This window comes from Palleronia caenipelagi (assembly GCF_007004065.1).
In the GTDB taxonomy this organism is placed as follows: Bacteria; Pseudomonadota; Alphaproteobacteria; order Rhodobacterales; family Rhodobacteraceae; genus Palleronia; species Palleronia caenipelagi.
In genome coordinates, this window is the sequence record NZ_VFSV01000001.1 from 69921 (window position 1) to 95524 (window position 25604).

27 protein-coding genes are annotated in these 25604 nt (G+C 63.9%); 12 read left to right on the forward strand and 15 right to left on the reverse strand.

What is annotated here, in order from left to right:
- Positions 1 to 3: 3 nt before the first annotated feature.
- The 5 genes from FEV53_RS00345 to FEV53_RS00365 all read left to right on the forward strand — a co-directional run bounded on the left by FEV53_RS00345 (position 4) and on the right by FEV53_RS00365 (position 4843).
- Entirely contained in the window at positions 4 to 327 is a 324-nt protein-coding gene (locus tag FEV53_RS00345) for a hypothetical protein (RefSeq protein WP_142832823.1), read from the forward strand.
- A gap of 12 nt (positions 328 to 339) precedes the next feature.
- Entirely contained in the window at positions 340 to 1119 is a 780-nt protein-coding gene (locus FEV53_RS00350) for a succinate dehydrogenase iron-sulfur subunit (RefSeq protein WP_142832824.1), read from the forward strand.
- Positions 1120 to 1198: 79 nt separating this feature from the next.
- On the forward strand, positions 1199 to 2743 hold the full coding sequence (locus FEV53_RS00355; RefSeq protein ID WP_142832825.1) for a malonate--CoA ligase: 1545 nt from the start codon (positions 1199 to 1201) through the stop codon (positions 2741 to 2743).
- Between the two features lie 12 nt (positions 2744 to 2755).
- Positions 2756 to 3790, forward strand: coding sequence for a glycosyltransferase family 2 protein (locus FEV53_RS00360; protein WP_142832826.1), 1035 nt, complete (start codon positions 2756 to 2758; stop codon positions 3788 to 3790).
- A 78-nt stretch (positions 3791 to 3868) separates the two neighbouring features.
- Positions 3869 to 4843 carry an XdhC family protein gene (locus FEV53_RS00365; protein WP_142832827.1) on the forward strand — a complete coding sequence of 325 codons (975 nt, stop codon included), beginning with the start codon at positions 3869 to 3871 and terminating at the stop codon, positions 4841 to 4843.
- Positions 4844 to 4906: 63 nt separating this feature from the next.
- Here the strand turns inward: FEV53_RS00365 and infC are convergent, their stop codons facing one another.
- Entirely contained in the window at positions 4907 to 5449 is a 543-nt protein-coding gene (gene infC, locus FEV53_RS00370; RefSeq protein ID WP_142832828.1) for a translation initiation factor IF-3, read from the reverse strand.
- 184 nt (positions 5450 to 5633) lie between these two features.
- Between infC and FEV53_RS00375 the strand changes: the two genes are divergently transcribed.
- The gene (locus FEV53_RS00375; RefSeq protein ID WP_142832829.1) at positions 5634 to 6917 is read left to right on the forward strand and encodes a hypothetical protein; all 1284 of its coding nucleotides are present in this window, start codon (positions 5634 to 5636) and stop codon (positions 6915 to 6917) included.
- Between the two features lie 21 nt (positions 6918 to 6938).
- Here the strand turns inward: FEV53_RS00375 and FEV53_RS00380 are convergent, their stop codons facing one another.
- The 8 genes from FEV53_RS00380 to cysG form a co-directional block, all read right to left on the reverse strand.
- The gene (locus tag FEV53_RS00380) at positions 6939 to 7328 is read right to left on the reverse strand and encodes a VOC family protein (protein WP_142832830.1); all 390 of its coding nucleotides are present in this window, start codon (positions 7326 to 7328) and stop codon (positions 6939 to 6941) included.
- Positions 7329 to 7398: 70 nt separating this feature from the next.
- A complete protein-coding gene (locus FEV53_RS00385; protein WP_185962033.1) occupies positions 7399 to 8334 on the reverse strand; it encodes an aminoglycoside phosphotransferase family protein in 936 nt (311 codons plus the stop codon).
- 114 nt (positions 8335 to 8448) lie between these two features.
- Positions 8449 to 9276 (reverse strand): ferredoxin--NADP reductase, encoded by an 828-nt coding sequence (locus FEV53_RS00390; protein WP_142832832.1) that lies wholly within the window; start codon positions 9274 to 9276, stop codon positions 8449 to 8451.
- Between the two features lie 66 nt (positions 9277 to 9342).
- Positions 9343 to 9714: a DUF934 domain-containing protein gene (locus tag FEV53_RS00395; RefSeq protein ID WP_142832833.1), complete on the reverse strand. Its 372-nt coding sequence runs from the start codon at positions 9712 to 9714 to the stop codon at positions 9343 to 9345.
- Complete coding sequence (locus tag FEV53_RS00400) at positions 9711 to 10469, reverse strand: phosphoadenylyl-sulfate reductase (RefSeq protein WP_142832834.1); 759 nt, start codon at positions 10467 to 10469, stop codon at positions 9711 to 9713. Before FEV53_RS00400 ends, FEV53_RS00395 begins: the two co-directional genes overlap by 4 nt.
- Positions 10459 to 12132, reverse strand: a complete 1674-nt coding sequence (locus FEV53_RS00405) for a nitrite/sulfite reductase (RefSeq protein WP_142832835.1) — start codon at positions 12130 to 12132, stop codon at positions 10459 to 10461. Before FEV53_RS00405 ends, FEV53_RS00400 begins: the two co-directional genes overlap by 11 nt.
- On the reverse strand, positions 12132 to 12431 hold the full coding sequence (locus FEV53_RS00410) for a DUF2849 domain-containing protein (protein WP_142832836.1): 300 nt from the start codon (positions 12429 to 12431) through the stop codon (positions 12132 to 12134). The genes FEV53_RS00405 and FEV53_RS00410 overlap by 1 nt, the downstream gene beginning before the upstream one ends.
- A complete protein-coding gene (gene cysG / locus FEV53_RS00415; protein WP_142832837.1) occupies positions 12431 to 13828 on the reverse strand; it encodes a siroheme synthase CysG in 1398 nt (465 codons plus the stop codon). The genes FEV53_RS00410 and cysG overlap by 1 nt, the downstream gene beginning before the upstream one ends.
- A 133-nt stretch (positions 13829 to 13961) precedes the next feature.
- Here cysG and FEV53_RS00420 point away from each other — a divergent pair, with 133 nt between their 5' ends.
- From FEV53_RS00420 to FEV53_RS00435, 4 genes are all read left to right on the forward strand, one after another.
- On the forward strand, positions 13962 to 14423 hold the full coding sequence (locus FEV53_RS00420; RefSeq protein WP_142832838.1) for an Lrp/AsnC family transcriptional regulator: 462 nt from the start codon (positions 13962 to 13964) through the stop codon (positions 14421 to 14423).
- A 183-nt stretch (positions 14424 to 14606) separates the two neighbouring features.
- The gene (locus tag FEV53_RS00425) at positions 14607 to 15623 is read left to right on the forward strand and encodes a DctP family TRAP transporter solute-binding subunit (protein WP_142832839.1); all 1017 of its coding nucleotides are present in this window, start codon (positions 14607 to 14609) and stop codon (positions 15621 to 15623) included.
- A gap of 62 nt (positions 15624 to 15685) precedes the next feature.
- The gene (locus FEV53_RS00430) at positions 15686 to 16366 is read left to right on the forward strand and encodes a TRAP transporter small permease (protein WP_142832840.1); all 681 of its coding nucleotides are present in this window, start codon (positions 15686 to 15688) and stop codon (positions 16364 to 16366) included.
- A gap of 3 nt (positions 16367 to 16369) precedes the next feature.
- Positions 16370 to 17788: a TRAP transporter large permease gene (locus FEV53_RS00435; RefSeq protein WP_142832841.1), complete on the forward strand. Its 1419-nt coding sequence runs from the start codon at positions 16370 to 16372 to the stop codon at positions 17786 to 17788.
- A 67-nt stretch (positions 17789 to 17855) separates the two neighbouring features.
- Here FEV53_RS00435 and FEV53_RS00440 read toward each other — a convergent pair whose 3' ends face one another.
- From FEV53_RS00440 to FEV53_RS00465, 6 genes are all read right to left on the reverse strand, one after another.
- On the reverse strand, positions 17856 to 19067 hold the full coding sequence (locus tag FEV53_RS00440; protein ID WP_142832842.1) for an MFS transporter: 1212 nt from the start codon (positions 19065 to 19067) through the stop codon (positions 17856 to 17858).
- 125 nt (positions 19068 to 19192) lie between these two features.
- Positions 19193 to 19981 (reverse strand): 3-oxoadipate enol-lactonase, encoded by a 789-nt coding sequence (gene pcaD, locus FEV53_RS00445; RefSeq protein ID WP_142832843.1) that lies wholly within the window; start codon positions 19979 to 19981, stop codon positions 19193 to 19195.
- Between the two features lie 3 nt (positions 19982 to 19984).
- On the reverse strand, positions 19985 to 20956 hold the full coding sequence (locus FEV53_RS00450) for a threonine ammonia-lyase (protein ID WP_142832844.1): 972 nt from the start codon (positions 20954 to 20956) through the stop codon (positions 19985 to 19987).
- Positions 20953 to 21771 carry an alpha/beta fold hydrolase gene (locus FEV53_RS00455; RefSeq protein WP_142832845.1) on the reverse strand — a complete coding sequence of 273 codons (819 nt, stop codon included), beginning with the start codon at positions 21769 to 21771 and terminating at the stop codon, positions 20953 to 20955. Before FEV53_RS00455 ends, FEV53_RS00450 begins: the two co-directional genes overlap by 4 nt.
- Positions 21764 to 22450 (reverse strand): haloacid dehalogenase type II, encoded by a 687-nt coding sequence (locus FEV53_RS00460; protein WP_142832846.1) that lies wholly within the window; start codon positions 22448 to 22450, stop codon positions 21764 to 21766. The genes FEV53_RS00455 and FEV53_RS00460 overlap by 8 nt, the downstream gene beginning before the upstream one ends.
- A 60-nt stretch (positions 22451 to 22510) precedes the next feature.
- A complete protein-coding gene (locus tag FEV53_RS00465) occupies positions 22511 to 23536 on the reverse strand; it encodes a LacI family DNA-binding transcriptional regulator (protein WP_142832847.1) in 1026 nt (341 codons plus the stop codon).
- Positions 23537 to 23666: 130 nt separating this feature from the next.
- Here FEV53_RS00465 and FEV53_RS00470 point away from each other — a divergent pair, with 130 nt between their 5' ends.
- Both FEV53_RS00470 and FEV53_RS00475 read left to right on the forward strand, forming a co-directional pair.
- Complete coding sequence (locus tag FEV53_RS00470) at positions 23667 to 24761, forward strand: carbohydrate ABC transporter permease (protein ID WP_221931561.1); 1095 nt, start codon at positions 23667 to 23669, stop codon at positions 24759 to 24761.
- Positions 24761 to 25597, forward strand: a complete 837-nt coding sequence (locus FEV53_RS00475) for a carbohydrate ABC transporter permease (protein WP_142832848.1) — start codon at positions 24761 to 24763, stop codon at positions 25595 to 25597. Before FEV53_RS00470 ends, FEV53_RS00475 begins: the two co-directional genes overlap by 1 nt.
- The last annotated feature ends 7 nt before the right edge of the window (positions 25598 to 25604 follow it).

The window sequence follows — 25604 nt, forward strand, 5'->3', positions numbered from 1 at the left end:
TCGATGGTCACCCGCTGTTGTCTGTCAGGTGCGCTCGTTGCGGCGACGCTCCTGACGGGGTGCAGCGAGACCAAGGATGGGATCAGTCCCGACGCAACGTCGCAGGCGATCCTGCAGGTGGCCGGGGACGGGTTCACCTATGGACAAAAGAAGAGGGGCGTGCGCTGCCTGATGTTCCATGCCACGGAAGCCGAGCGCGCGGCGCTTGCGTCCGATGCGCGTCGGGGCATTGGTGCGGCTACGGTGCAGACTGTTCAGGTCATCGCCCAACGCCCTCAGACACAGCGGTGCCTGAGGGAAAGCAACGTTCTCACAAAGACCCGTTGAGGGAGACATCACATGGTGCAACTGACGCTGCCCAAGAACTCGACCATCCGGACGGGCAAGACCTGGCCGAAGCCGGAAGGCTCCACCAACCTCAAGCGGTTCGATATCTACCGCTGGAACCCGGATGATGGCGAGAACCCGCGGGTCGATACCTATTTCGTCGATCTCGACAGCTGCGGGCCGATGATGCTCGACGCGCTGATCAAGATTAAAAACGAGATCGACCCAACCCTGTCTTTCCGCCGCTCATGCCGTGAGGGCATCTGTGGCTCCTGCGCGATGAATATCGGGGGGATCAACACGCTGGCCTGTATCTTCGGCATCGACGAGGTGGATGGCGACGTAAAGGTCTATCCGCTGCCGCATATGCCGGTGGTCAAGGATCTGATTCCTGACCTGACGCATTTCTACGCTCAGCATGAAAGCGTCATGCCGTGGCTGGAGACCAAGACTAACCTGCCGCAGAAAGAGTGGCGCCAGTCCATCGACGACCGCAAGAAGCTCGACGGTCTCTATGAATGCGTCATGTGCGCCTGCTGCTCGACTTCCTGCCCCAGCTACTGGTGGAACGGTGACAAATATCTCGGCCCGGCCGCGCTGCTCCATGCCTATCGCTGGATCATCGACAGCCGGGACGAGGCGACGGGCGAGCGGCTGGACGACCTTGAAGATCCGTTCAAGCTCTACCGCTGCCACACCATCATGAACTGCACCCAGACCTGCCCCAAGGGTCTGAACCCGGCCAAGGCCATCATGCAGATCAAGAAGATGATGGTCGAACGTGCGGTCTGAGGCCGTCTGACACGAGATCCCCGGGCGGCGCCGAGACGAGCGCCGCCCGTTCTGTTTCCGGCCTTCGGGAGTGTGCCCCATGCCTGACGCCAGCTACGCCGCCAATCACCTCGCCCGGAGCCTGCGCGCCGCCAGTCTGGGTCACGCGGACGCGCCGTTTCTCGAGCACGGGCTCACCAGTGAGATCAGCAGTTATCGTAGGTTTTTCGAAGGTGCCGAGCAGATGGCGGCGGCTCTGGTCGCGCTTGGGGTAGAGCCGGGCGATAGGGTGGCCGTGCAGGCCCCGAAGACGGTGGCCATGCTGCAACTCTACGTGGGAACGGTGCTGGCCGGTGCGGTGTTTCTCCCTCTGAACACGGCCTATACCCCCGCTGAGGTCGACTATTTTCTCTCCGACGCCAGTCCCCGTGTCTTGGTCTGCGATCCCGGCGCTCTTGATGCTCTGGCCCCGGTGGCAACCGCCTGTAACGTCGCCCATGTCCTGACGCTCGGACCCGATGAGACAGGCACGCTCACCGACGCCCGCGACGAACACGCCCCCGGCTTTGCGGCGGTCCGGCGGGAGGCAAGCGATCTTGCCGCGATCCTCTATACCTCCGGCACAACGGGGCGGTCCAAGGGTGCGATGCTGACCCATGGCGCGCTGGCCTCGAACTCGGAAACCCTGCGCGATGTCTGGCGGTTCACCCGCGACGATGTGCTGATCCACGCCCTGCCGATCTACCATACCCACGGGCTCTTTGTGGCGACGAATGTGACCTTGATGGCTGCAGGGTCGTGTCTGTTTCTTCCGGGTTTCGACGCCGACGCCATCTTGCGCCTGATGCCGCGCGCCACCGCCATGATGGGCGTCCCAACCTTCTACACACGTCTGCTCCAACGTCCCGGTCTGGTCGGGGCCGCCGGTAACATGCGGCTCTTTGTCTCGGGCTCCGCGCCGCTCCTCGCGGAAACCCATGACCGCTGGCGCGAGATCACGGGCCACGCGATCCTCGAGCGCTACGGTATGACAGAGACCAACATGAACACGTCAAACCCCTATGACGGCGACCGTCGTGCGGGCACCGTGGGTTTCCCCTTGCCCGGGGTTGAGCTGAAGATCACAGACCCCGAGACCGGCTCCGAAATGCCACAGGGGGAGACCGGCATCCTCGAAGTGCGCGGTCCCAACGTCTTTGCCGGGTACTGGAAGATGCCTGAAAAGACCGCCGAGGAACTGCGCGCTGACGGGTTTTTTATCACCGGCGATCTGGGCCGGGTGGATGAAGATGGCTACGTAACCATTGTGGGCCGCGCCAAGGACCTGATCATCACCGGCGGACTGAATGTCTACCCCAAGGAAATCGAGGCCGAGATCGACGATCTTCCCGGCGTGGTCGAAAGCGCGGTGATCGGCGTCCCCCACGCGGATTTCGGAGAGGCCATTGTCGCCGTGGTGGTGCCGCAGGTTGGCACGGAAATCGACCCCGGCGATATTCTCGATGGCCTCCGAAACCGCCTCGCAGGGTTCAAGCTGCCGAAAGAGGTCATCCTCACCCCGGCGCTACCCCGCAACACCATGGGCAAGGTCCAGAAGAACATCCTGAGAGACGAGCATCAGGGCCTGTTCCGGATCTGTCGTTAGGGCGGGGCGGTCATGCGGCTCACCATCATCACGGCGGTCCGGGACGAAGCCCACAACCTCGTTGACTGGATTGCCCATCACCGGGCTTTGGGCGCCACGGATTTCCTCATCTTCACCAACGATTGCGCCGACGGCACCGAGGCGCTGCTCGACGCGCTGGCTCCTGCCGGTGTCACCCATATCCACAATGAGATCCCCGAAGGCCGCACCCCCCAATGGTCGGCTCTGAAACAGGCGCGCGCCCATCCGCTTCTGAAAGACGCGGACTGGGTGGCGGTGCTGGATTGCGATGAATACGTCAATCTCCGCTCGCCACTGAACAGCTTTGCCGGCCTCATCGCCGCTTGCGACGCCGACGCCATTGTCCTGCCATGGCGGCTCTTTGGCCATTCCGGCCATGCCCGCCGTTCTGACCTGTCGCCGCTCCGGGCCTATACGAAAGCGATCCCCGAGGACGCCCTCTATCCGGCGTTGGCGCGGTTCTTCAAAACCCTTTACCGCCCCGCCGCCTTCCGCGAACCCGGCGTCCACCGACCTAAAGCTCGTAAGGGAGACAGCCCTCGCTGGTCCAACGGCTCAGGCCAGCCCTTGCCTCCGGACTTTCGCGCCCAGCAACAGCGTATCATGCTCTGGGGTGCGCCCATGGCGACGGATCTGGTGCAGCTCAACCACTACTCCCTGCGCTCCGCAGAAGATTTCATCATCAAGCGCAGTCGCGGTTTGCCCAACCACACCGATAAGGAGGTCGGGCTCACCTATTGGGTGGAGCGCAATTTCAACAGTGTCGAGGACAAGACGATCCTCCGCCATGCCGACGCCACCGAGGCCGAAGCCACCCGCCTCCGCGCTTTGCCACAAGTGGCCGACATCGAGGCAATCGCCCGCACACACCACGCCCGCCGCTTCGAAACGTTGCTCAAAAATCCCGATCTGGCGAGGCTTTATGGACGCCTGATCCTCGCCGAGAACAGCGTTCCGCCTCCTGAGTCGCTCGCCCGCGAGCTCGTTCGCATCTACGCGGCCGCACAAACCAAAGGGGAAAGCTGACATGGGCTTCATCTTTCTGAAAATACCCCGGGGGCTGCCCGGAGGGCAGCGGGGCAGCGCCCCTCCGCCGGTTCCGTCATGCTGATGCGGTTTGAGCATATCCCGACCGTCGCTCTCGACTGGCACGATGCGGGTCGCGGAGCCGCTCTGGCGACCGTTGTCGAGACCTGGGGTTCCGCACCGCGCCCCACCGGCAGTCAGATGGCCATTTCGGGGGATGGGGAGATCGCCGGGTCGGTCTCAGGGGGATGCGTCGAGGGTGCGGTGCTGCTCGAAGCACAGGATGCAATCCAAGAGGGCGGCGCCCGCCTCCTCGAATTTGGGGTGTCCGACGATGATGCCTTTGCGGTGGGTCTTGCCTGCGGGGGGCGCATTCTGGTTCTGGTCGAACCCGTTGCCGACGGTGATCTGGCGCCCGGGCTGCTGGCCGAGCTTGTCTCAGCACGGCAGGCGCGCCGGGCGGTTGCCTATGAAGTGACACTCGACGACTTCAGCCGGCGGATCGTGGCGCCGCCTGCCCATGGTGAGCGGTTTCGTGCGGATCGGTCCGGGGTTCTGGAGGACGGGCGCAGTTTCGTCGCTATCCACAATCCCCCGCTCCGCATGGCTGTGATCGGGGGCGTGCATATCGCACAGACCCTGATTCCCATGGCGGGTTCTCTGGGCTTTGACGTGACGCTGATCGACCCGCGCGACAGTTTCGCTTCTGAGGTCCGGTTTCCCGGGGTCACGATCCGCCATGACTGGCCCGACGAGGCGCTGGCGGACCATGGGCTTGATCCCCGTACTGCGGTCATCACGCTGACCCATGATCCGAAGATCGACGATCCGGCGCTGATTGCCGCGTTGCGGTCGGAGGTCTTCTATATCGGTTCCCTCGGGTCCACCCGCACCCATGGCAAACGGCTTGAGCGGATGCGGCAGGAGGGGATTGCCGAGACTCAGCTGTCACGAATCCACGGCCCGATTGGCCTCGATATTGGGGCGCGCAGCCCGGCCGAAATCGCGGTGTCGATTGTTGCCGAGGTTGTGCAGGTCCTGCGGAGCGGTTGATCTTTGAGCATAAAAAAAGCCCGGCACACGCGCCGGGCTTTCGTAGCTTTGAGGGTCGGGCGACTACTTGAGCGGGCCGATCATCATCACCATCTGGCGACCTTCCATCTTCGGGAAGTTCTCGACCTTGCCGATCTCTTTGGTGTCCTCAGCCACGCGCTCCAGCAGTTCGCGCCCGAGGTTCTGGTGCGCCATCTCGCGCCCACGGAACCGCAGAGTGACTTTCACCTTGTCGCCGTTCTCAAGAAACTTGAACACGTTCCGCATCTTGACGCCGTAATCGTGGGTGTCGGTGTTCGGGCGGAACTTGACCTCTTTGACTTCGATCGTCTTCTGCTTTTTCCGGGCTTCGGATTCCCGCTTTTGCTGTTCATATTTGAACTTGCCGAAATCCATGATCTTGCAAACTGGCGGGTTTGCATTGGGGGAAATCTCCACCAGATCAAGCCCGGCTGCGTTGGCGAGGGTCATGGCGCGTTCGGGTGTCACGACTCCGACATTTTCCCCTTCGGGGCCAATGAGGCGAATTTCCTGGGCACGGATCCGGTCGTTGACACGGGGTCCGGTGTCGCGCGTCGGGGGCGCGTTGTGCGGTCTGCGGGCGATGGGAGGCGTCCTTTCTGATAAACTCCTACGGCCTTAAAATAACGAGCCCACCGGGCCTGTTCAAGCCGCCAAGATGCGATGAGCCGCTTATCTCACGGGAGTTTCCCGTAATCCGCTTGCCGATCCGTCGAAATACGTCATATGCCCTACCCACACTACGGAATCCGAGAAACGGAGCGTATCTATGATTACACGTATGACGTCGATCGCAGCCCTTCTGGCTGCTGGTATGGTTCTGGCCGCGTGCCAGGAAGATGAGGCCGAGACCTCCACCACCGAAGAGAGTGCGGTGGAAGAGACGGCTGCCGAAGAGGCATCGGACGCCGCTGATGCGGCGGGTGAAGCCGCTGAACATGCCGGCGAAGCAATGAAGGCCGCCGGCGAGGCCGTCGTCGAAGGCGCCAGCGCCGCTGGTAAGGCTGTCGTTGAGGCCGGTGAAGCGGTGGCTGACGCTGCCGGTGAAGCGGTCGAGGCCGCCGGTGAAATGGCTTCCGACGCTGCCGATGCCGTCAGTGACGCCGCCGAAGCGACTGTCGAAGCCGCTGGCGATGCGGTTGATGCGGCCGGGGAAATGGCCTCTGACGCTGTCGACGCCACTCAGGAAGCTGCTGCCGAAGCGGCTGATGCCGCTGAAAGTGCTGCCGAAGCGACCGCCGAGGCTGCCGGTGATGCGGTGGACGCCACCCAGGAGATGGCCTCCGACGCCGCCGAAGCGACTGCTGAGGCTGCGGATGCTGCTGTCGACGCCGCAGATGCGGCTGTCGAAGGCGCCGCCGAGGCGACCGGTGACGCTGTAGAGGCCGTTGGCGATGCCGCAGGTGCTGCGGGTGAAGCCATTGATGAGGCCACCGACAATGCGGGCGAAGCGGCTGCCGAGGCCGTTGATGACGCTCAGGAAGCTGCGGCTGACGCTGCCGAGGCGACGGGTGAGGCGGTCGAGAATGCGGCCGAAGCGACCGCCGAAGCCGCTGGCGACGCAGTAGATGCCACGCAGGAAGCGGCTGCCGAGGCCACTGAGGCCGCTGCCGAAGCGACCGCGGACGCCGCCGAAAACGTAGCGGAGGCCGCGGACGAAGCTGCTGACAACGCCGAAGCTGCCGCCGCTGAGGCCGCTGCCGAGTCCGCCGAAGCTGCGGAAGAGGCTGCCGACGCCGCCGAGGAAGCGACTGATGAGGCCGCTGCCGAAGCCAACGAGGCTGCCGCTGAGACCGAAGCAGAGGCCGATGCCGCCAGCGACGACATGGCTGAAGAGGCCGCCGAGGCTGCCGATGTCACCGAGCCGCAGCTGCGTGACATCCTGACCGTGGATGGCTTCGACTATGACAAGGCCGTTGAGGCCATTCAGGGCTCCGAGCTGAACGCGCTGGCCAAAACCGGGCTGGAGCAGGCGATCACCGCCGCCAAGGACAACCCGGACCTGCTGAAGATGGCGCTTGAGAAGGCACGCGAAGCGCTCGGCCTTCAGTAAACTCCGGTTGACCTCCTCGCGTCACAGCGGCGCGAAGAGGTCGATCTGGTAACCATCGGGGTCAGCGATCACCGCGTATCGCTGACCCCAGAATGCGTCCCAGGGCGCCTTGAGCAGCGCAAACCCCGCGCGCTCTACCTTCTCCGCCACAGCATCCACCTCCGCCGCACTGTCCATCAGCAGGGCGAAATGCGCATGATTCGAGGGGCGTGGCGGCTCTCCGATCAGTTTGGTCGCCAGGTCGTGATGGTCGATCATCAGTCGCGGCTGTCCGGGTTCGGTCTTCGGCTCCACATGCTGCGCCTCCAGATCGGCACCGTCGAATTCAAAACCCAACAGCTCATAAAAAGCGACAGTCCGCGCCATGTCGGTCGCGGTGACGCCAATGGCGTCAATGTGAACTTTTGGCATTGTGAGGCTCCCGCTTTACGGGATCGACAATCGCGCGCAGCTCAACCCGTGGCAAGCCCCGTTGCTCCGGTTATGCAGGGTCGCGGTCAACGTCGCTCAACAGGCGCCGGATGTACTTCGCTGCCACATCAAAACGGTGTTCCTTGCCCGGCAGCCGGGCCCGGGAGGCGTGATGCATAGCAACGGCGATTGAAAAAGAGGCAACCATGTCAGGGCAGATCTGCGTGGCTCCATAACCGCGAAGAACTTTGCCACAGATCTCTGGGCCGTGAAAGTACAGCAGAGAGCCCAGATCCCAGTGCTGATCCATGAGGGTGACGTCGCCGAAATCAATCAGCGCGCCGAGGTCGTCACCCGAGCAGATGAACTGTCGCTCGTGCAGATCGCTGTGGCAGAGTACACCGTGACCCTGTTGAACCCTCTCTGTGACACGTGCCAGCCGGGACAGAATCTGATCCCTTAGTTCCGGTAGTCTCGTCAGGAGCGGATGCGTGTATCCCCGCGGCCAGCATTCTGGCAGCGGATTTTCAAAGCGATGCCTGACCCCGTCCATGGGGGCCTCGCAGGGACCAATGGCGGTTCCCTCTGCCATCCCCGACGGACGCCCAAACCCACGCGCAGGGAGGTGGTGCAGCAGCGACAGGGTCTGGCCCAGCTGCACTGCCGCCCGGTCCGGCAGGCAACCGCGGGCGGGATGGACGCCATGGATGAACCGATCCAGACTCCAGTCGCGTCCGGCGATGGGCTGCAACTCCGCCGAGGTCAGAACAGGTTCTGCCACGTGACCGCCGCGGTCAAAGAGTTCACGACGGATAGCGTATCCAACCTGATCTTCTGCGCCGCGATTACCGGTCACAATCCTCAGCGCCCACGTTTTGGAGGCGCTTTCAAGCTTCCACACCTGAGCTGTCGCACCTGAGGCGACAAACGAGACGCGCGCGACGGATATCCCCGCAGGATTGAGCACGGCGCGTGCGTCTCTGAGAACCTGTTCGGCTTCCTCCATATCGTCCCCTTTGTCAGGGCCAAATGCTCCGGGAGGTGGCATCAAATTGCAATGCGGCAGACATAAAAAATGGACCCCGAAGGGTCCACTTTACCACGTCACTTCAGCTAGGGATCAGCCAACGAAAGCCTTTTCGACCACGTATTCGGCGGGGTCGCTGTTGGCGCCTTCGCGGAGGCCGTAGCTTTCGAGGATCTCTTTGATGTCCATGTTCAGTCCCATGGAACCGCAGACCATGGCGCGGTCGGTCTCGGCAGAGATGCCGTCAATGCCCAGATCGCGGAACACCTCGCCCGATTTCAGCAGATCGGTGATCCGGCCCATCTTCGGGCTCTCTTCGCGGGTGGTGGTGGGGTAGTAGACCAGCTTATCCACGCCGCCCTCGGTCAGTTCGCGCAGCATTTCGTCGGATTTGACCTCTTCGACCAGCTGGCGGCCATATTCCAGATCGGCCACTTCGCGGCAGGTGTGGGTCAGGATCACCTGATCGTAATCCTCGTAGGTCTGCGGTTCGCGGATCAGCGAGGCAAAAGGCGCGATACCGGTGCCGGTGGAGAAGAACCAAAGCCGCTTGCCGGGCAGGAGCGCGTCATGGACCAGCGTGCCTACTGGCTTGGGGCGCAGGATGATCTGGTCGCCGGGCTGTATGTGCTGGAGGCGCGAGGTCAGCGGGCCGTCCTGCACCTTGATCGAGTAGAATTCCAGCTCATCGTCCCAGGCGGGGGAGGCGATGGAGTAGGCGCGCAGGAGCGGCTTGCCGTCATCTTTCAGGAGGCCGATCATCACGAACTCGCCGGAGCGGAACCGGAGTGTCTGGGGGCGGGTCACGCGGAACGAGAACAGCCGGTCGGTCCAGTGCTTGACCGACAGGACGGTCTGGGCGTCCGGCAGGGTTTTGACCTGCGGCTTTTTCGAAGTGTCCAATGGGGTCATGTCATTCATGGGTCGTTGCGGGAGATCGGCTCCCGCCCTCTCTACAGATTGGAATGCGGTTGGGGAAGGGGCGGCTCAGCCGCGCAGGCGTGACTGATAGTCGTGAGCGCGCCAGTCGGCACGGGCCTGCCACTGATCCTCGGGCTGGCGGGCCGCCAGATCCGCGTCGATCTCCACCTCGTCAAAGCCCGAGCGGCGGGCCATGGCGTATTGATCGGCGATCACGTGACCCCGGGCGCGCAGGCGGCCCGTATAGCCCAGACGGCGGAGCTGCCGGGCGAGGGTGAAGCCGCGCCCGTCGGCAAAGCTGGGGAAGTCCACGCGGACCATCTCAGCCCCTGCGGCCAGTTCGCCGAGCGCGGCGGGGTCGGTGTCGGAGGCGAGGTCGACGACCTCGCCCTGCCAGTCATCGGAGCCGAAACCCCGGTCGGTGACGATCACGCTCATGTGTCGTTCTCCTGTTCGATCGGTCCACGCACGGCCTTGCCGTTGATGAAGTGGATGCCGCATTCCGTTTTGTCACTGCCGCGCCAGCGTCCGGCGCGCTCATCCTCGCCCTCGGCCACCGGGCTGGTGCAGGGCGCACAGCCGATGGAGGGATAGCCCTGCCGCACAAGCGGGTGGCGGGGCAGGCGGTTGTTGACGACGTAATCCTGCACGCCGTCCTTGTCCCAATGGGCGAGCGGGTTGATCTTGATCCGGTCGGCTCCGGGCTCGCGCTCAAAGAACTCCAGCTCCGCCCGTGTCCCGCCCTGAAAGCGTTTGCGCCCGGTGATCCACGCATCGAACGGCTCCAGCGCGCGGGCCAGTGGCCGGGTCTTGCGCAGAGTGCAGCAGGCGTCGGGATCGGTCTTATGCAGGTCGCCCTCGGGGTCTTCGCCGACGATCCCGGTACGGGGCGCGCGCAGGACCCGCACCTCCTCAAGCCCGAGCTTTTCGGCCAGCTCGACCTGATAGGCGCGGGTTTCGGGGAACAGCATCTCCGTGTCTATGAACAAAACCGGCGTGCGTGGATCGACGACCGAGACAAGATGCAGGAGTGCCACCGATTCCGCCCCAAAAGACGACACCATCGCCACACGGCCCACATCGCGATCCCTGAGCGCGAGGCGCAGAACGTCGATGGCGGCGTGATGCGCGTAGCGCCGGTTCAGCCCGGCGACCCGCGCATCAATCTCTGCGAGGCCAGGATCATGCCGCATCGGCGCGGTCTCCGGCCTCGGTCTCATAGAGGGCCGCTTTGAACGGCGCCATGCCGAGCCGCCGATAGGCGTCGAGGAAGGTCTCCTGGGGGCCCTCGCGCAGATCCAGATAGGCCATGAGGAGGCGCTCGATGGCGGGCACGATCTCGTCATAGGCAAAGCCTGGACCCGTGCGCGTGCCGATCACCGCATCCTCGGCGCCGGAGCCGCCCAGCGTGATCTGGTAGTTCTCCACACCGGCCCGGTCGAGGCCGAGGATACCGATATGGCCCACATGGTGGTGGCCGCAGGCGTTGATGCAGCCGGAGATCTTGATCTTCAGCGGGCCAATCTCATGCTCCAGCCGCAGCTCTTCAAAGCGCTCTGCGATCTCCGTTGCAATGGGGATCGAGCGGGCGGTCGCCAGCGCGCAGTAATCCATGCCGGGGCAGGCGATGATGTCAGAGACGAGACCGATATTCGCTGTGCCGAGACCGGCTTCCTTCAGCGCTTCGAACAGCGCGGGCAGGTCGGCGCGAGCCACATGAGGCAGAATCACGTTCTGCTCATGGCTGATGCGCAGCTCGTCATAGCCGATGGATTCGGCCAGCGCGGCAAGCACTTCCATCTGCTCCGAGGTCGCGTCGCCGGGGGTCTGGCCCGGGGCCTTCAGCGAGACGGAGACGATGGCGTGATCGTCGCGCTTATGGGCGGTGACGTTGGTGTCTACCCAAGAGCGGAACACCGGGTTGCTGTCATAGGCTACGGTGAACTCGGTCAGGTCGCGTCGGGCAAAGTCGGGCGCGGCGAACTGGGCGCGAATGCGGTCCAGCCATTCCTGATCGACACCTGAGAACTGCGGCCGGATCTCGGTAAAGCGCGTTTCGACCCGGCTCCGGATTTCCTCGATGCCGTTCTCATGAACGGTGATCTTGATCCGGGCCTTGTACTTATTATCCCGCCGACCCAGCAGGTTGTAGACCGAGACGATGGCCTCGCAATAGGGCAGCAGGTCTGCTTCGGGCAGGAACACCCGCAGTACTTTACCGATCATCGGCGTCCGGCCAAGACCACCGCCGACGAAGACGCGAAAGCCAATCTCGCCGTCCTGCTCGACGATCTGGAGGCCGATATCATGGGCGCGGATCACCGCCCGGTCGGCCTCTGCGCCGGTGACGGCAACCTTGAACTTGCGCGGCAGGAACTGGAATTCCGGGTGGTCGGTGGACCACTGGCGCAACAGTTCCGCATAGGGACGGGGATCCGTCACCTCATCGGCGGTGGCGCCCGCGAAATGGTCCGAGGTCACGTTCCGGATGGTGTTGCCCGAGGTCTGGATGGCATGCATTCCCACATCGGCCAGCGCGTCCAGCATCTCCGGCACGTCCTTGAGCTCGGGCCAGTTGTACTGGATGTTCTGGCGCGTGGTGAAATGGCCGTATCCCTTGTCCCACTTGCGCGCAATCCGGGCGAGCTGGCGCATCTGGCGCGCGTTCAGCGTGCCGTAGGGGATGGCCACCCGCAGCATGTAGGCGTGAAGCTGGAGATAGAGTCCGTTCATCAGCCGCAGGGGCTTGAACTCATCCTCGGTCAGGCTGCCATCGATGCGCCGCTCCACCTGTCCCCGGAACTGGGCTACGCGCTCGCGGAGGAAAGCTTCGTCGAAGTCGTTGTATTGATACATCACGCGCGCTCCTGCTTGCCGTGGGCATAGTTCGAAGGACCGCGGGTGCGGAACACTTCGCGGAAATGGGTTGGCTCGGGACCGGTCGCCCCGGCTTTGGCATCCGCCAGATAGGGACCGACGGCGATCTCCGGCTGCGCGGCGGCGAGGGCCAGACGCGCCTCGGCGCGGGCTTCGGTCTCGATCAGCTCGGCCTCGGAGATGTCGGCGCTCCAGTCGCCTTCCGCAGTCAGCCAGATGGCATCGCCGCGCATCAGGTGGTTGGCGGTCACGACCTTGGGGGTAAAGGGGCGGGGCATCAAAGGGCCTCCTGCAAATCGGGTGTTGAGAGGGCACGGGCCGCGCGGCGGGGCGCAAGGCCGATGAAGACGAGGGCGGGGCCGGACAGGCCGGCATTGCCGAGATCCGGCTCCAGCGTGAAGAGGCGGGTTTCCAGCACCCGCTCATCGGCGCGGCTGGCATTCTCGATCACGGTCACCGCCGTGTCGGGATTGGCTCCATGCATCAGCAGACGGCCCTGGATAAAACGTGCGGCCTTTTTGCCCATGTAAATGGCAGTCACCTCACCGGGGCGGGCGAGCGCGGCCCAGTCATGGTCGGCAAACCCCGCCACGTCATGCCCGGTCAGGAAGCGCACCGACTGGTTCCGACCCCGACGGGTGAGGCTCTGGCCGATGGAGGCGACGGCAGCGGAGGCGGCGGTGATGCCGGGCACCACGGACCAGTTCAGCCCCTCGGCCTCGACGGCCTCGATCTCTTCGTCGAGCCGTCCGAACACCGTAGGATCGCCGGATTTCAGCCGCACCACCTGTGCGCCATCGGCGACATGGCGAACGATCAGAGCGTTGATATGCTCCTGCGGAGTGTGACGGCCAAAGCCTTCTTTGCCCACGTCGATCATCTCGGCTTCGCGGCGGGCCAGTTCGAGGATCTCGGGCGAGACCAGCCGGTCAAAGATCACCACATCCGCCGCGTCGAGCGCTTTGCGGGCCTTCATGGTCAGCAGGTCCGGGTCGCCCGGGCCCGAGCCGACAAAGGCCACATGGCCTTCGGTCGCGTCGCCCTTCAGATGACGGTCGAGCAGGGATTTGAGCGCCGGGCGCAGGGCCTCTTCGCCGCCTTCGGCGAGGGCCCGTGGTCCCGTTTCGTCGTAATAGGCGGACCAGAAGTCCCGGCGCGCGCGACCAAAGGGCAACGCTTCGACGGCGTGGCGAAAGCCCTTACCGATCCGCGCGAGCGTGCCGAGATTCGGGGAGAGCCGTTCTTCGAGGTCGCGCTTGATCCGGCGGGCGAGGACAGGAGCCGCGCCCTCCGTACCGATGGCCACGGTGACCGGATCGCGGTCCACGATGGCGGGCGTGATGAAATCGGAGCCGTGGAGATTGTCCACCATGTTCACCGTCGCCCCGTCTGCGCGGGCAAGCGCCGCCACGCGGGCATCCTCGGCGTCGTCGTCATTGGCGGCGTAAAACAGTACGGCGCAGAGGGCATCGCCGGGCTCGACCGGGCGCTCGATCAGCGTCAGACGGCCCTCAAGCGCCCAGCGCATGATCTGCGGCGCGGGGTCGGGGGCGATGACGGTCACGCGGGCCTCAGTCTTCAGCAACAGGCGCAGCTTGGCCAGCGCGGCATCGCCGCCGCCCGACAGGACAATCCGGCGGCCTTCGACAGACATGAAAACGGGAAAATGTTTCATCAGGCGCTCCTCTTCGCCGAGCAATATAGAATAATTTCCCGGTTCAGAGTAGATATGGGCAACGGATAGGGATATTGTTCCGGATAACTCATCCGCGGGCGTCGACCGTTCGCCTTTTCACCGGAGAACTGAAATGAATGTCCGCCTCGACGATCTGGACCGGAAAATTCTCCGGGAAATGCAGCAGGATGCGGGACAATCCTTGGATGAAATCGCGCGCCGGACGGGCTCGTCCAAGACCCCGGTCTGGAACCGGATCCGGAAATTGCGTGAGGCGGGAATCATGGGCGCGCCGACCGTGCGGCTGGACGCGGAGGCGCTGGGGTTCGATGCGTGCTTCTTCGTGCTGATCCGCACGTCAGAGCATGAGGCGGAGTGGCAGCAGAAATTCCTCGCGGCCCTGCGTGCCCGGCCCGAGGTCCAGGAAGCGCACCGGCTGGCCGGGGATATCGACTATATCTTAAAGGTCCGCGTTCCCAATGCCCGCGCGTACGACACTTTTTATCAAGCACTTATATCTGAGGTTCGAATCCACAATGTGACCGCGCTTCTCTCCATGGAGGAGCTGAAGTTCACGACGGAACTGCCGCTATAGGTTGTTTGGCCGCAGCCCAAGGATGAGGCTTGTTAGGACCCAGTCGCGCCAACAGAATAGTTATCGCAACCTGATATCGCTAATTTGTCATGAATGGTTGACGTAAAGGCGGTCGAGGCGTCTAGAATGGCGGGTCAATACGACGCGGGGTCAACCCGCAGACCAATCAGGGAGTGATTATCGATGAAATTCATGACGACCAGCGTGCTGGCGCTGACCATTGCCGCGAGTGGCGCTTTTGCCGCCGAGCATGAGGGCGGCTGCGATGACGGCGAAACGGTCATCAAGTTCAGCCACGTCACCAATACCGACCGCCACCCCAAGGGCATCGCCGCGTCGCTGCTGCAGGAGCGGGTGAATACCGAGATGGACGGCGCCGCCTGTATGGAGGTCTACCCCAACTCGACGCTTTATAATGATGATCAGGTGCTTGAAGCCATGTTGCAGGGCGATGTGCAGCTCGCAGCGCCCTCCTTGTCGAAATTCGAAGCCTTTACCAAGCAGTTTCGCCTGTTCGACCTGCCCTTCATGTTCCTGAACATCGAGGCGGTGGACGAGTTCCAGAAATCCGAGGCCGGTCAGGCGATGAAGGATTCCATGCAGCGCCGTGGCTTGCAGGGGCTCCAGTTCTGGCACAACGGGATGAAGCAGTTCTCGGCCAACAAGCCGCTGATCGCGCCGGGTGACGCCGCTGGCCTGAAATTCCGTGTCCAGCCCTCTGACGTGCTTGTCGCGCAGATGGAAGCGCTGGATGCCTCGCCGCAGCCCATGGCCTTCTCCGAGGTGTACGGTGCGCTGCAACAGGGCGTTGTGGACGGTCAGGAGAACACCTGGTCGAACATCTATGGCCAGAAGTTCTTCGAGGTTCAGGACGGCACCACCGAGACCAACCATGGCGTGCTCGACTATCTGGTCGTGGCCTCCGTGGACTGGCTCGACGGGCTGGATGAGGGTGTCCGCGACCAGTTCCTGACCATCCTTCAGGAGGTGACCGACGAGCGCAACGCTGCCGTCGCGCAGGTCGATGCCGATGCCCGCCAGTCCGTGCTCGATGCGGGTGCCGAGATCCGTGAGCTGGACGCCGATCAGCGTCAGGCCTGGGTTGATGCGATGAAGCCTGTCTGGGAGCAGTTCACCGATGATGTGGGGCAGGAGAACATCGACGCCGCACAGAAAATCAACATGAAGATGGCCCAGTAAGGCCCTCACGCGCCCCCGGAAAATCTCCGGGGGCGTTTTTCTATTCTGCCGCGGGAAACCCCATGTCCTATGAACCGCAAGGCGCGCTGGCGGAGGCTGTCGACAGCCTTGAAAAGACCGCTATCGCATTGCTCCTTGGGCTCATGACGCTGGTGACATTCGTCAACGTCGTGCTGCGCTATCTTTTCAATTCGTCGCTTATCTGGGGGCTCGAAGTCACGCTGATCCTGTTCGCGTGGCTGGTGCTGTTCGGAATCAGCTACTGCGTCAAAGTCACTGCCCATCTGGGTGTGGACGCGCTGCTGAATGTCCTGCCGAACAAGCCGCGTTTCATTCTGACCGTCATCGCCGGGCTCTGTTGCCTCGTTTATGCCTTCCTTCTGATGAAGGGCGCGTGGGACTACTGGGCGCCTTACGCGTCTCTCGACCGCACTTCGGGACGCTGGTTCCCGATGGGGTTTGAGGAGACCCGCGATCAGGCGTGGTATGTCACCGATCAGGTGCCGATGGTTCCGTTCCTGCGCTGGCTGGAGCCGCTGATCAACATGGGCGAGGAGTATGAAAAGCTGCCCCGTGTGGTTGGCTACACCATGCTGCCGGTGGGCATCGCGCTCTTTTCCTTCCGTCTGGTGCAGGCCTTTATCGCCGTGCTCCGGGGACAGCGGGAGAGTTTCATCGTCAGCCATGAGGCCGAAGACGACGTGCACGAAGCGCAGGAAAAACTGCGCGATCAGGAGATCTGAGACATGGACGTCATTCTTCTTTTCGGCATGGTCGTCGCCTTTCTGCTGATCGGTGTGCCGATTGCGGTTTCGCTCGGCCTCAGTTCGACCCTGTTTCTGCTGTGGTTCTCGGACACGTCGCTGGCCTCCATCGCGCAGAGCTTCTATCAGGCCATGGCCGGGCACTACACGCTGCTGGCCATTCCATTCTTCGTGCTGGCCTCCAGCTTCATGTCCACGGGCGGGGTGGCGCAGCGGATCATCCGGTTCTCCATCGCGATCGTCGGGCATTTGCCGGGCGGTCTTGCCATCGCGGGCGTTTTCGCCTGTATGATGTTCGCCGCGCTTTCGGGTTCGTCGCCGGCCACCGTGGTGGCCATCGGGACAATCGTCATCGCGGGCATGCGGCAGGTGGGCTACTCCAAAGACTTCGCAGCCGGTGTGATCTGTAACGCGGGCACGCTCGGCATCCTGATCCCGCCCTCCATCGTCATGGTCGTCTACGCTTCGGCCACCGATGTGTCCGTGGGGCGGATGTTCCTTGCAGGCGTCATCCCCGGGCTGCTTGCGGGCTTCATGCTGATGGCGACGATCTATGTGATCGCCAAGATCCGCCACCTGCCCAAGGGCGAATGGCAGGGCTGGGGCGAAGTCTGGGCTGCGGGGCGCGAAGCTTCCTGGGGCCTGTTCCTGATCGTGATCATTCTGGGGGGCATCTACGGGGGGATCTTCACCCCGACCGAAGCCGCTGCGGTTGCCTCGGTCTACGCCTTCCTGATTGCCTGCTTCGTCTATCGGGACATGGGGCCGCTGGCCGCGCAGGATTTTGAGCACGCACGGATGGAGCGACGCGGCAGCGCCGTGGCACCGGGCCGCAAGGCGACGCTGCTGGAGCGCCCCTATGCGCTGGTCACGGCGTTCTTCCACCCGGACACGCGGGACACGCTGTTTGAGGCTGGCAAGCTGACGGTGACGCTGATGTTCATCATCGCCAACGCCCTGATCCTCAAGCACGTTCTGACGGACGAGCAGATCCCCCAGAGTATCGCGGGGGCCATGCTGCAGGCGGGCTTCGGGCCGATCATGTTCCTCGTGATCGTCAATGTGATCCTGCTGATCGGCGGTCAGTTCATGGAGCCCTCGGGCCTCATCGTCATCGTTGCACCGCTGGTTTTCCCCATCGCCATCCAGCTTGGGATCGATCCGATCCATCTGGGCATCATCATGGTGGTGAACATGGAGATCGGGATGATCACGCCGCCGGTGGGTCTGAACCTCTTCGTGACCTCGGGCGTGGCGAATATGCCGGTGATGGGCGTCGTCCGCGCGGCGCTGCCCTTCCTCGCCGTGCTGTTCGTGTTCCTGATCATGGTGACCTACATCCCGGTGCTCAGTACGTGGTTGCCCACGACATTCATGGGGCCGGAGATCATCACGAACTAGACGAACGCGGCCTCGGTCGTCACAACGCCCGGCCCGGGATCTCCGGGGCGGGCGTTTTCTTTTGGGGTCAGCGGCGCGGGGTCATCCGCTTGCGGCCCAGAAACACCACGATGCAGGCCAGCATGAGGGCCATGGAGACGAGGAAGGGGGCGCCGGGCAGGTGATAGCTGGTGGACTCAGCGGTGGCGAACCAGAAGACCTGGCTCATGAAAAACGGGCTGACCACCATGGCCAGGCCCCCGGCGCTGGTGAGGAGGCCCTGCAGACCGCCCTGAGCGTTGTCGGGGATCGCGCGTGACATCATGGATTGCAGGGCCGGGGGCACGATGGCGCCCAGCGCGGCCAGCGGGGCGAGGATCAGCGCGGTCCGGCCGCTTTGCACCAGCCCCATGGCGAGGAATGCCAGTGCGTTGAAACACAGCCCCCAGAGAACCGCCCCCCGGTCATCGAGTACGCGGATCACCACCCGGATCAGCAGTCCCTGAACCAGCGCCAGAGAAATGCCAAACAGCCCCAGCGAGGCGCCGATCATCCTCGGTCCCCAGCCGAATTGTTCCTGCGCAAAATAGGGCCAGATGGCCGGGTAGGCGAAGAACGCGGTCTGGTAGAGGAAGAAGAGAAGGGTAAGCCGCCCGATCCGCTCCTGACGGCCCAGATGCAAGAGGATTCCCACCGGGTTTGCCTGCCGAAACCGAAACCGGCGGCGCATCCGCCGCGTGACCGTTTCGGGCAGGACGATCAGTCCCAACAGCAGGTTCGACACCGCCAGCGCTGCGGCCCCCCAAAAGGGCGCACGCGTACCGACCTCCGCCAGTTGCCCGCCGATCAGCGGCCCGATGACGAAGCCAAACCCGAACGCCGCGCCGACCAGTCCGAACCGGGCGGTCTTTTGCTCCGGCGTTGAAATGTCGGCGATGAAGGCCGTCGCGACGGAGCGGGTCGAGGCGGCGATCCCGCCGATCATCCGACTGATCAGGACGATCCAGATGCTGCTGGCCAACGCCAGAACAACGTAGTCGAGCACCAGCACCGACAGGGTTAAAAGAAGGACCGGACGGCGGCCGTAGCGGTCTGACAGGGCGCCGAGTGCCGGGCCAAACAGGAATTGCATGCCCGCATAGGTGGTCGACAGGATGCCTCCCCAAAGCGCCGCCTGTGCCAGAGTCCCGCCGTTCAGCTCCTGAATGAGGCGCGGCATGACCGGAATCAGCAGGCCGATCCCCATGGCGTCGATCATCAGCGTGATCAGGATGAACAAAAGAGGCAGGCGCGCGCGCATCGGGGCTCCGGTCAGATCAGCTGGCTATGGCGGGACAGGTGGCTTGGGTCAAGCTGCGCTGGCCCGTGGTGGCAGCAAGGCGCCATCCGGCAATGGGATGTTCGCGCAACTCCAGCTGCGCCCGGTCAGATGTGACCGATCCGACGCAGGAACACGGTCACTGCGTCGGCCCAGTCCTCCGGCTGATCCAAGTGGGGCAGGTGGCCCGCGCCGCGGATCAGGCGGAACTCCGCCCCCGGGATCAGCTCGGCGGTCTCACGCACCAGATCAGGCGGGGTCGAGCCGTCCTCGGCGCCCGCCAGCACCAAGGTGGGCAGGCGCAGGCCAGAGGTGGGTGTGATCAGATCGGTCCCGGAGATCGCGGCGCAGCAGCCGGTATAGCCCGTCGGATCGGTGGCAGCGAGGATCGCGCGCATTGCAGCGGCCGCAGCACTGTCCCGCCGCTTTTGTCCAAACCATTTTTCCAGCGTCGCGTCGGCGATAGCCTCTGTTCCGCCTTGTTCGACAACTGCGATACGCTGGGCCCACAGGGCGGGGGTCCCGATTTTGGCGGCTGTTCCGGACAGGATCATCGCGCGCACGAGGTCGAGGCGCTTGACCGCCAGCGCCTGAGTGACCAACCCGCCCATGGAGAGGCCCAGCACCACCGCGTCGCGGACACTCAGATGGTCTAGCAAGCGCTCCAGGTCGCGGACCAGTGCCCCCATGGCATAGGGGGCGGGCGGTGCGTCTGACAGGCCGTGGCCTCTGGCGTCATAGCGGATTATCCGCAGCCCCTCGGGCAGCAGCGGCAGGACTGCATCCCAGAGCGTCAGATCGAGACCCAGCGCATGGGTCAGCACCAGCGGGGCACCCGCAGGATCGCCGTCCTCACTGTAATGCAGCCGGATGTCACCGAGATCCGCGTTGGGCATGGGTTACTCCTCCAGCGTTGCGAGGGCGCGGGTAAGGGTGGCCGGGTCAGCATTTCCGCCGGTGATCACAACCACCACGTCATCGCCTTCGATTTCATCACAGCGCCAGAGGGCAGCGGCCAGCGCGACGGCGCCGCCGGGTTCGGCGACGAGTTTCAGTCGCAGGGCGGCTTGGGCCACAGCGCGCAGAGCCTCACTGTCGGAGACGGTCAATCCGGCGCCGCAAAGCCGGTGCATGATCGGAAAGGTCAGTTCCCCCGGCGAAGGGGTCACGATGGCGTCGCAGATCGAGCCCGAAAGGGCAGCGTTCTCCTCGCGGGTGCCGGAGCGGAGCGAGCGGGTGACATCGTCGAAGCCGTCGGGCTCCACCGGGCGAACGCGGAGCTGCGGGCGGTGCGCCTCCAGCGCCAGCGCGATCCCGGAGGTCAGTCCGCCGCCCCCGCAACAAACGAGCACGTCGGCCTCCAGCCCGTCAGGCAGTTGCCGCGCCAGTTCCAGCCCCACCGTGCCCTGACCGGCGATCACCTGCCGGTCGTCATAGGGTTTGACGAGGGTCAGGCCGCGCGCCTCGGACAGCTGCCGCCCCAACGCCTCGCGGCTTTGGCCGCCCACGCGATCATAAAGCACCACCTCGGCCCCGAGAGCGCGGGTATTGGCGATCTTCAGCGCGGGCGCGTCGTCGGGCATGATGATCACTGCGGGCACGCCAAGCCGCTGCGCCGCCAGAGCCACGCCCTGTGCATGGTTGCCCGAGGAGTACGCCAGCACGCCACGGGCACGGGTCTCCGCGTCGAGTGCGGTCAAAGCCGAGGTTGCGCCGCGCAGCTTGAAGCTGCCGGTGCCTTGCAGACACTCGGCTTTGACGTGGACCCGCCGCCCGGCGATTTCATCCAGAAACGGGGAGCGCAGGACCGGGGTCTCAACGATCCGGCCCGCGATCCGTGCGTAGGCCGCTTCGATCTGTTCGATCTTCACAGAAGCGCTTTCCAGCGAGCGAGGGCCTCTGCGGCTTCCGGCTCATCCAGGAACGGCACATGTCCGCGATCAGGCACCTCGACGGCGATCATGTCCGGGCGACGCTCCTGCATTTGCGCGAGGGTCTCTTGGGTTAGCAGGTTGGAGTTCGCCCCCCGGATGCAGGCCAGCGGCAATCCCGCCAAAGCGTCGAAGAAAGGCCAGAGATCGGGGACAGCAGCCTCGATATTGGCCTTGACCTGCTCGGCCAGAGCCGGGTCATAGCTGAGGCCCAGCCCGTCCCCGGTATCGACGAACTGAGCGTGCGTGTCCTGCAACCAGCGTTCATGGGGCACGTTGTCAAAGCCCAGCATCATCTTTGCCCGAGCCCGCGCGGCCTCCTCAAACGTGCGGGAGACGGGGGCTTTGCCGATATAGCCCTTGATCATTTCGATCCCCTCCATGGCGATCTCAGGGCCGATATCGTTGAGGCAGACGCCGGTGATCCGGTCGTGCTGGGTGGCGGCGAGCGCCATTGCGATGATGCCGCCGCGAGAGGTGCCCAAAATGGCAGACTTGTCCACGCCAAGATGGTTCAGAAGCTCGATCGCATCGCGCGCTTCGATGGCGATATCATAGGTCTCGGGCGCACCCCAGTCGGACTGGCCCCGACCGCGATAGTCCATGCGGATCAGACGCATGTCGGAGAATTGCGTCGCCACGTAATCGAAATCGCGGGAATTGCGGGTGAGGCCGGCAAGGCAGAGAACCGGGGTGCCGGTGCCTTCGTCCTCGTAATGGAGGCGCAAGCCATCGGAGGTGGTGAAATCAGCCATGGAGGATCTCCGGAATGGGGGTGAGGTCTGAGAGAATGTGATGGGGGCGACCGGGCAGGCGGTCCATGGGTTGGGCCGCGCGGTTCACCCAGACGGTCTCAAAGCCATAATCGGCGGCGCAACCTGCGTCCCAGCCGTTGGAGGAGACGAAGAGCACATCGTCGCGCGTGCCGCCAAAGCGTTTGCCCACAAGGTCGTAGACGGCGTCGGCAGGTTTGAAGACGCCCACCGCCTCGACCGAGAGCACATCGTCCAGCAGCGCGCCGAGGCTGGCGGAGTTGACGGCGCCCTCCAACATGGCGGGGGCACCGTTGGAGAGGATCGCGGTGGTGTGGCCTGCGGATTTCAATGCCTGCAGCATCTCTGGCACCTCCGGGTAGGCGTCGAGCTCCCAATAGAGCGCGAGCAGCCGGGCGCGCAGCTCCGCGTCCCCATCGAGTCCGGCGGCCTCCAGCGCCCAGTCGAGCCCGTCCTGAGTTACCTGCCAAAAGTCACAATGCCGCCCGGTGACGGCGCGGAGCCACGTGTATTCCAGTTGCTTGGCGCGCCAGTCGCGGGCCAGCGCCTGCCACGCCCCGGCCAGCGCATTGCGCCCCGGCTCGGACGCCGCGCGACGGGCGGCGGCGGTCACGTCAAACAGCGTGCCATAGGCGTCGAAAACACAGATGCGTTTGGTCATGTGGGGCCTCCCGGCCAGAGGCTGGCACGGGTGCGGCGGCAGGGCAAGAGAGACGGCGGGTCAGCGGCGCAGATGGGAAGCCCGGGGAATGAGCGGGCAAGCCATACGCTCCTGGAACGGTGGAGAACCTTCGGGCTCCAGCAGCCGCTCCACACACCACTGGCCCATCTCCCGATGGGGCAGCAGGACGGTGGAGAGAGCCGGGGTCAGGTGCTGGGCGATCTCCTGATCGTCATAACCCATCACGGCGATGGCCTTGCCCACGGTTTCCCCCAGTTCCTTCAAAGCCTCGTAACACCCCACGGCGGTCAGGTCGTTGGCGCAGAAGATTGCATCGGGACGGACCCGGCTGGCCATCAGGCGCAGGGTGGCGTTGCGCCCGCCCGAGGGCAGGAAATTGCCCTCGACGATCAGCCCTGACTCGAGCGGCAGCCCGGCTTCGGTCATGGCGCGGCTGTAGCCTTCGAGCCGCTGGAGCGACGCGTCCATCCACGGCTCGCCGGTGATGAACGCAATCCGCCGGTGCCCCGCCGCGATGAGCGCGCGGGTGGCGATCTCGCCGCCGCGTCGTTCTGCCGGGACAACCGACGTCATCTGACCGGCCGCGTCGTAACAGTTCAGAAGCACCGCCCGGTGCTTCATCAGCGCTGGGGGCGGGTCCACCTCGCGCGTGAGGATCGAGCCGTAAATCACCCCCGAGACCCGGTCGGCGGCCCATTTCGACAGGATCGCCGCCTCGTAATCGGGATCGCCGCCGGTCATCACCACCTCGGCCATAACGCCGTGTTTCCACGCCTCGTCCTGAATGCCCTCGATGGAGATCGTGGCAAAGGGGCTGGTGGCCAGCTCGTCAAACATCACACCGATCGTGGGTTGGCTCACCGATTTTGGCGGGCGTCCTGCGGCGCGGGGGCGGTAGCCCAGCTCTTCGGCGGCCTTCAGCACACGCGCGCGGGTCTCTGCGCTGATCCGCATGGCCTCTTTGCCGTTCAGGACAAAGGACACAGTGCTCTGGGACACGCCCGCATGGACGGCAACGTCCTTCATTGTGGCGCGGGGGCTGACGGGATTAGAGCGGTTCGACATGATCTTACTCTACGCGGCAATCGCAGACTAATAAATATTGCTAATAATTTTAGCTCGCGGCATATTCGTATCAGGCGGGTCCGATTCGGGAGGGTCGGGCCCCGTGGAGTGATCCGGTTGGGAGGAGCCCGTGGGACAGCAGACATCCGGACGGAGAGGTTTGAGCGAAACCGGAGCGGCCCTGATCCTCATCAGCCCGTTCCTTGCCGTCTACGGTTTGTTTCTGGTCTATCCGTTTTTCAAGGGCGTCTGGATCAGCCTGCATGACTGGAACCTGCTCGAAGTCGCCTTTAACCCCGATGCAAAGGAATATGTGGGCCTGCGCAATTACGAGCGGGTCATGTGGGGCAAGGGGATCACCTGGGGCGCCTTCGCTGCCCCGGTTCTACAAATCCTCGGTCTGATCGGCATCGGCGCGGCCCTGTGGCTCGGGCGCACCGCGCGGGTCAGCCGTGCGACGGCCATCGCATTGGGCATCGCGGCGCTCTTGCTGTTCGTCTTGCCGGGCTTCCATCCGGGCGAAGGCGGGCGCTGGTACGACCGCCGCTTCTGGCCGACAGTGGGCAATACGCTGGTCTTTGTGGCGCTGGCGGTGCCGGGTGTCACCATCTCCGCACTGTTGCTGGCCGCTGCGCTGAACCGTGAAACCCGCGCCATGTCGGTGCTCAGGACGCTGTTTTTCCTGTCACAGGTGCTGTCCGTCACCGTGGTCACGCTGATCTGGCAGATCATGTTCTCCCCGCGTCAGGGCCTGATCGCCAACATCACCGAGTTGTTCGGCGGCTCGCCCATCGTGTGGCTGACGGATGAACGGTTTGCCATGGCGGCGATTGTGATCACCACGGTCTGGTGGAGTCTCGGGATCGCGATGATCCTGTTCCTCGCGGGCCTGCAAGACATCTCCAAGGACCTTTATGAGGCCGCTGCCCTCGACAATGCGACGGGGATGAAAGCGTTCTGGCACATCACTCTGCCAAACCTGAAGCGCACCATCACCCTTGTGATCGTCCTGCAAATCATCCTGCACTTTCAGGTCTTTGGGCAATCGCACCTGATGACGCAGGGCGGGCCCAACGACACAACGCAGGTGCTGGTCCGCTACATCTACCAGACGGCCTTCCGCGACAGCGAGCTGGGGCGCGCCTCGGCGATGGCGGTGTTCCTCTTTGTTATAATGGGTGGCTTTTCGATCCTGCAATTCGTGCTTGGCCGGGAGAAGGACTGATGCAGAACCGCGGTTACTACTGGCTCGTCACGCTTCTCGCCATCCCGGCTTTTATCTGGTTGGTGCCGACCCTCTGGATGGTGTCCCTGTCGCTTCAACCCAATGAGGTGCTGGCGCGAACCACGTCGAGCACTGCACTGGGGCTGGTCCCGATCCCATTCACCACCGAGAATTACGCCGCGCTGTTCGCCTTTGGCCAGACGCCGCTGTGGTTCCTGAACTCCGTTATCGTGGCGCTGGGCATGACGCTGGGGGTGCTCGCGGTCTCAACAACGGCAGGCTACGCATTGGCACGGCTCGATTTTCCACTGAAAACCCCGGTCATGGTGCTCTGCCTCATCGGCCTTATGGTGCCGGAGCAAGCGGTGTTCATCCCACTTTACACCATGTTCGCTGATCTCGGCTGGCATAACTCCTACCACGCGCTGATCCTGCCGCGCATGGCGGTGCCGATCGGCGTGTTCCTGATGATGCAGTTCTTCCGCGCAATCCCGAAGGACATCGAAGAAGCGGCCCGCATTGATGGGGTGGGATGGTTGGCGATTTTCTGGCATGTGATGCTGCCGTTGGCCCGCCCGGCCATGATGACCCTGGCCATCCTGACGTTTCTCTATGCGTGGAACGACTATCTGTGGCCGCTCGTATCGGCGCAAAAGCGCGATTATTTCACCATTACCCTCGGCCTTGCTTCGATCCAGTCGAACTTTGCCCAGTCCGAGGGGCTGGGGCGGGTCATGGCCTCCGGCGTGATCGCTTCGCTGCCGGTGGTGGTGCTGTTCCTGATCTTCCAGCGCTACGTGGTGCAGGCCATGACCGTCGGCGGAAGCAAAGGCTGACCCAAAT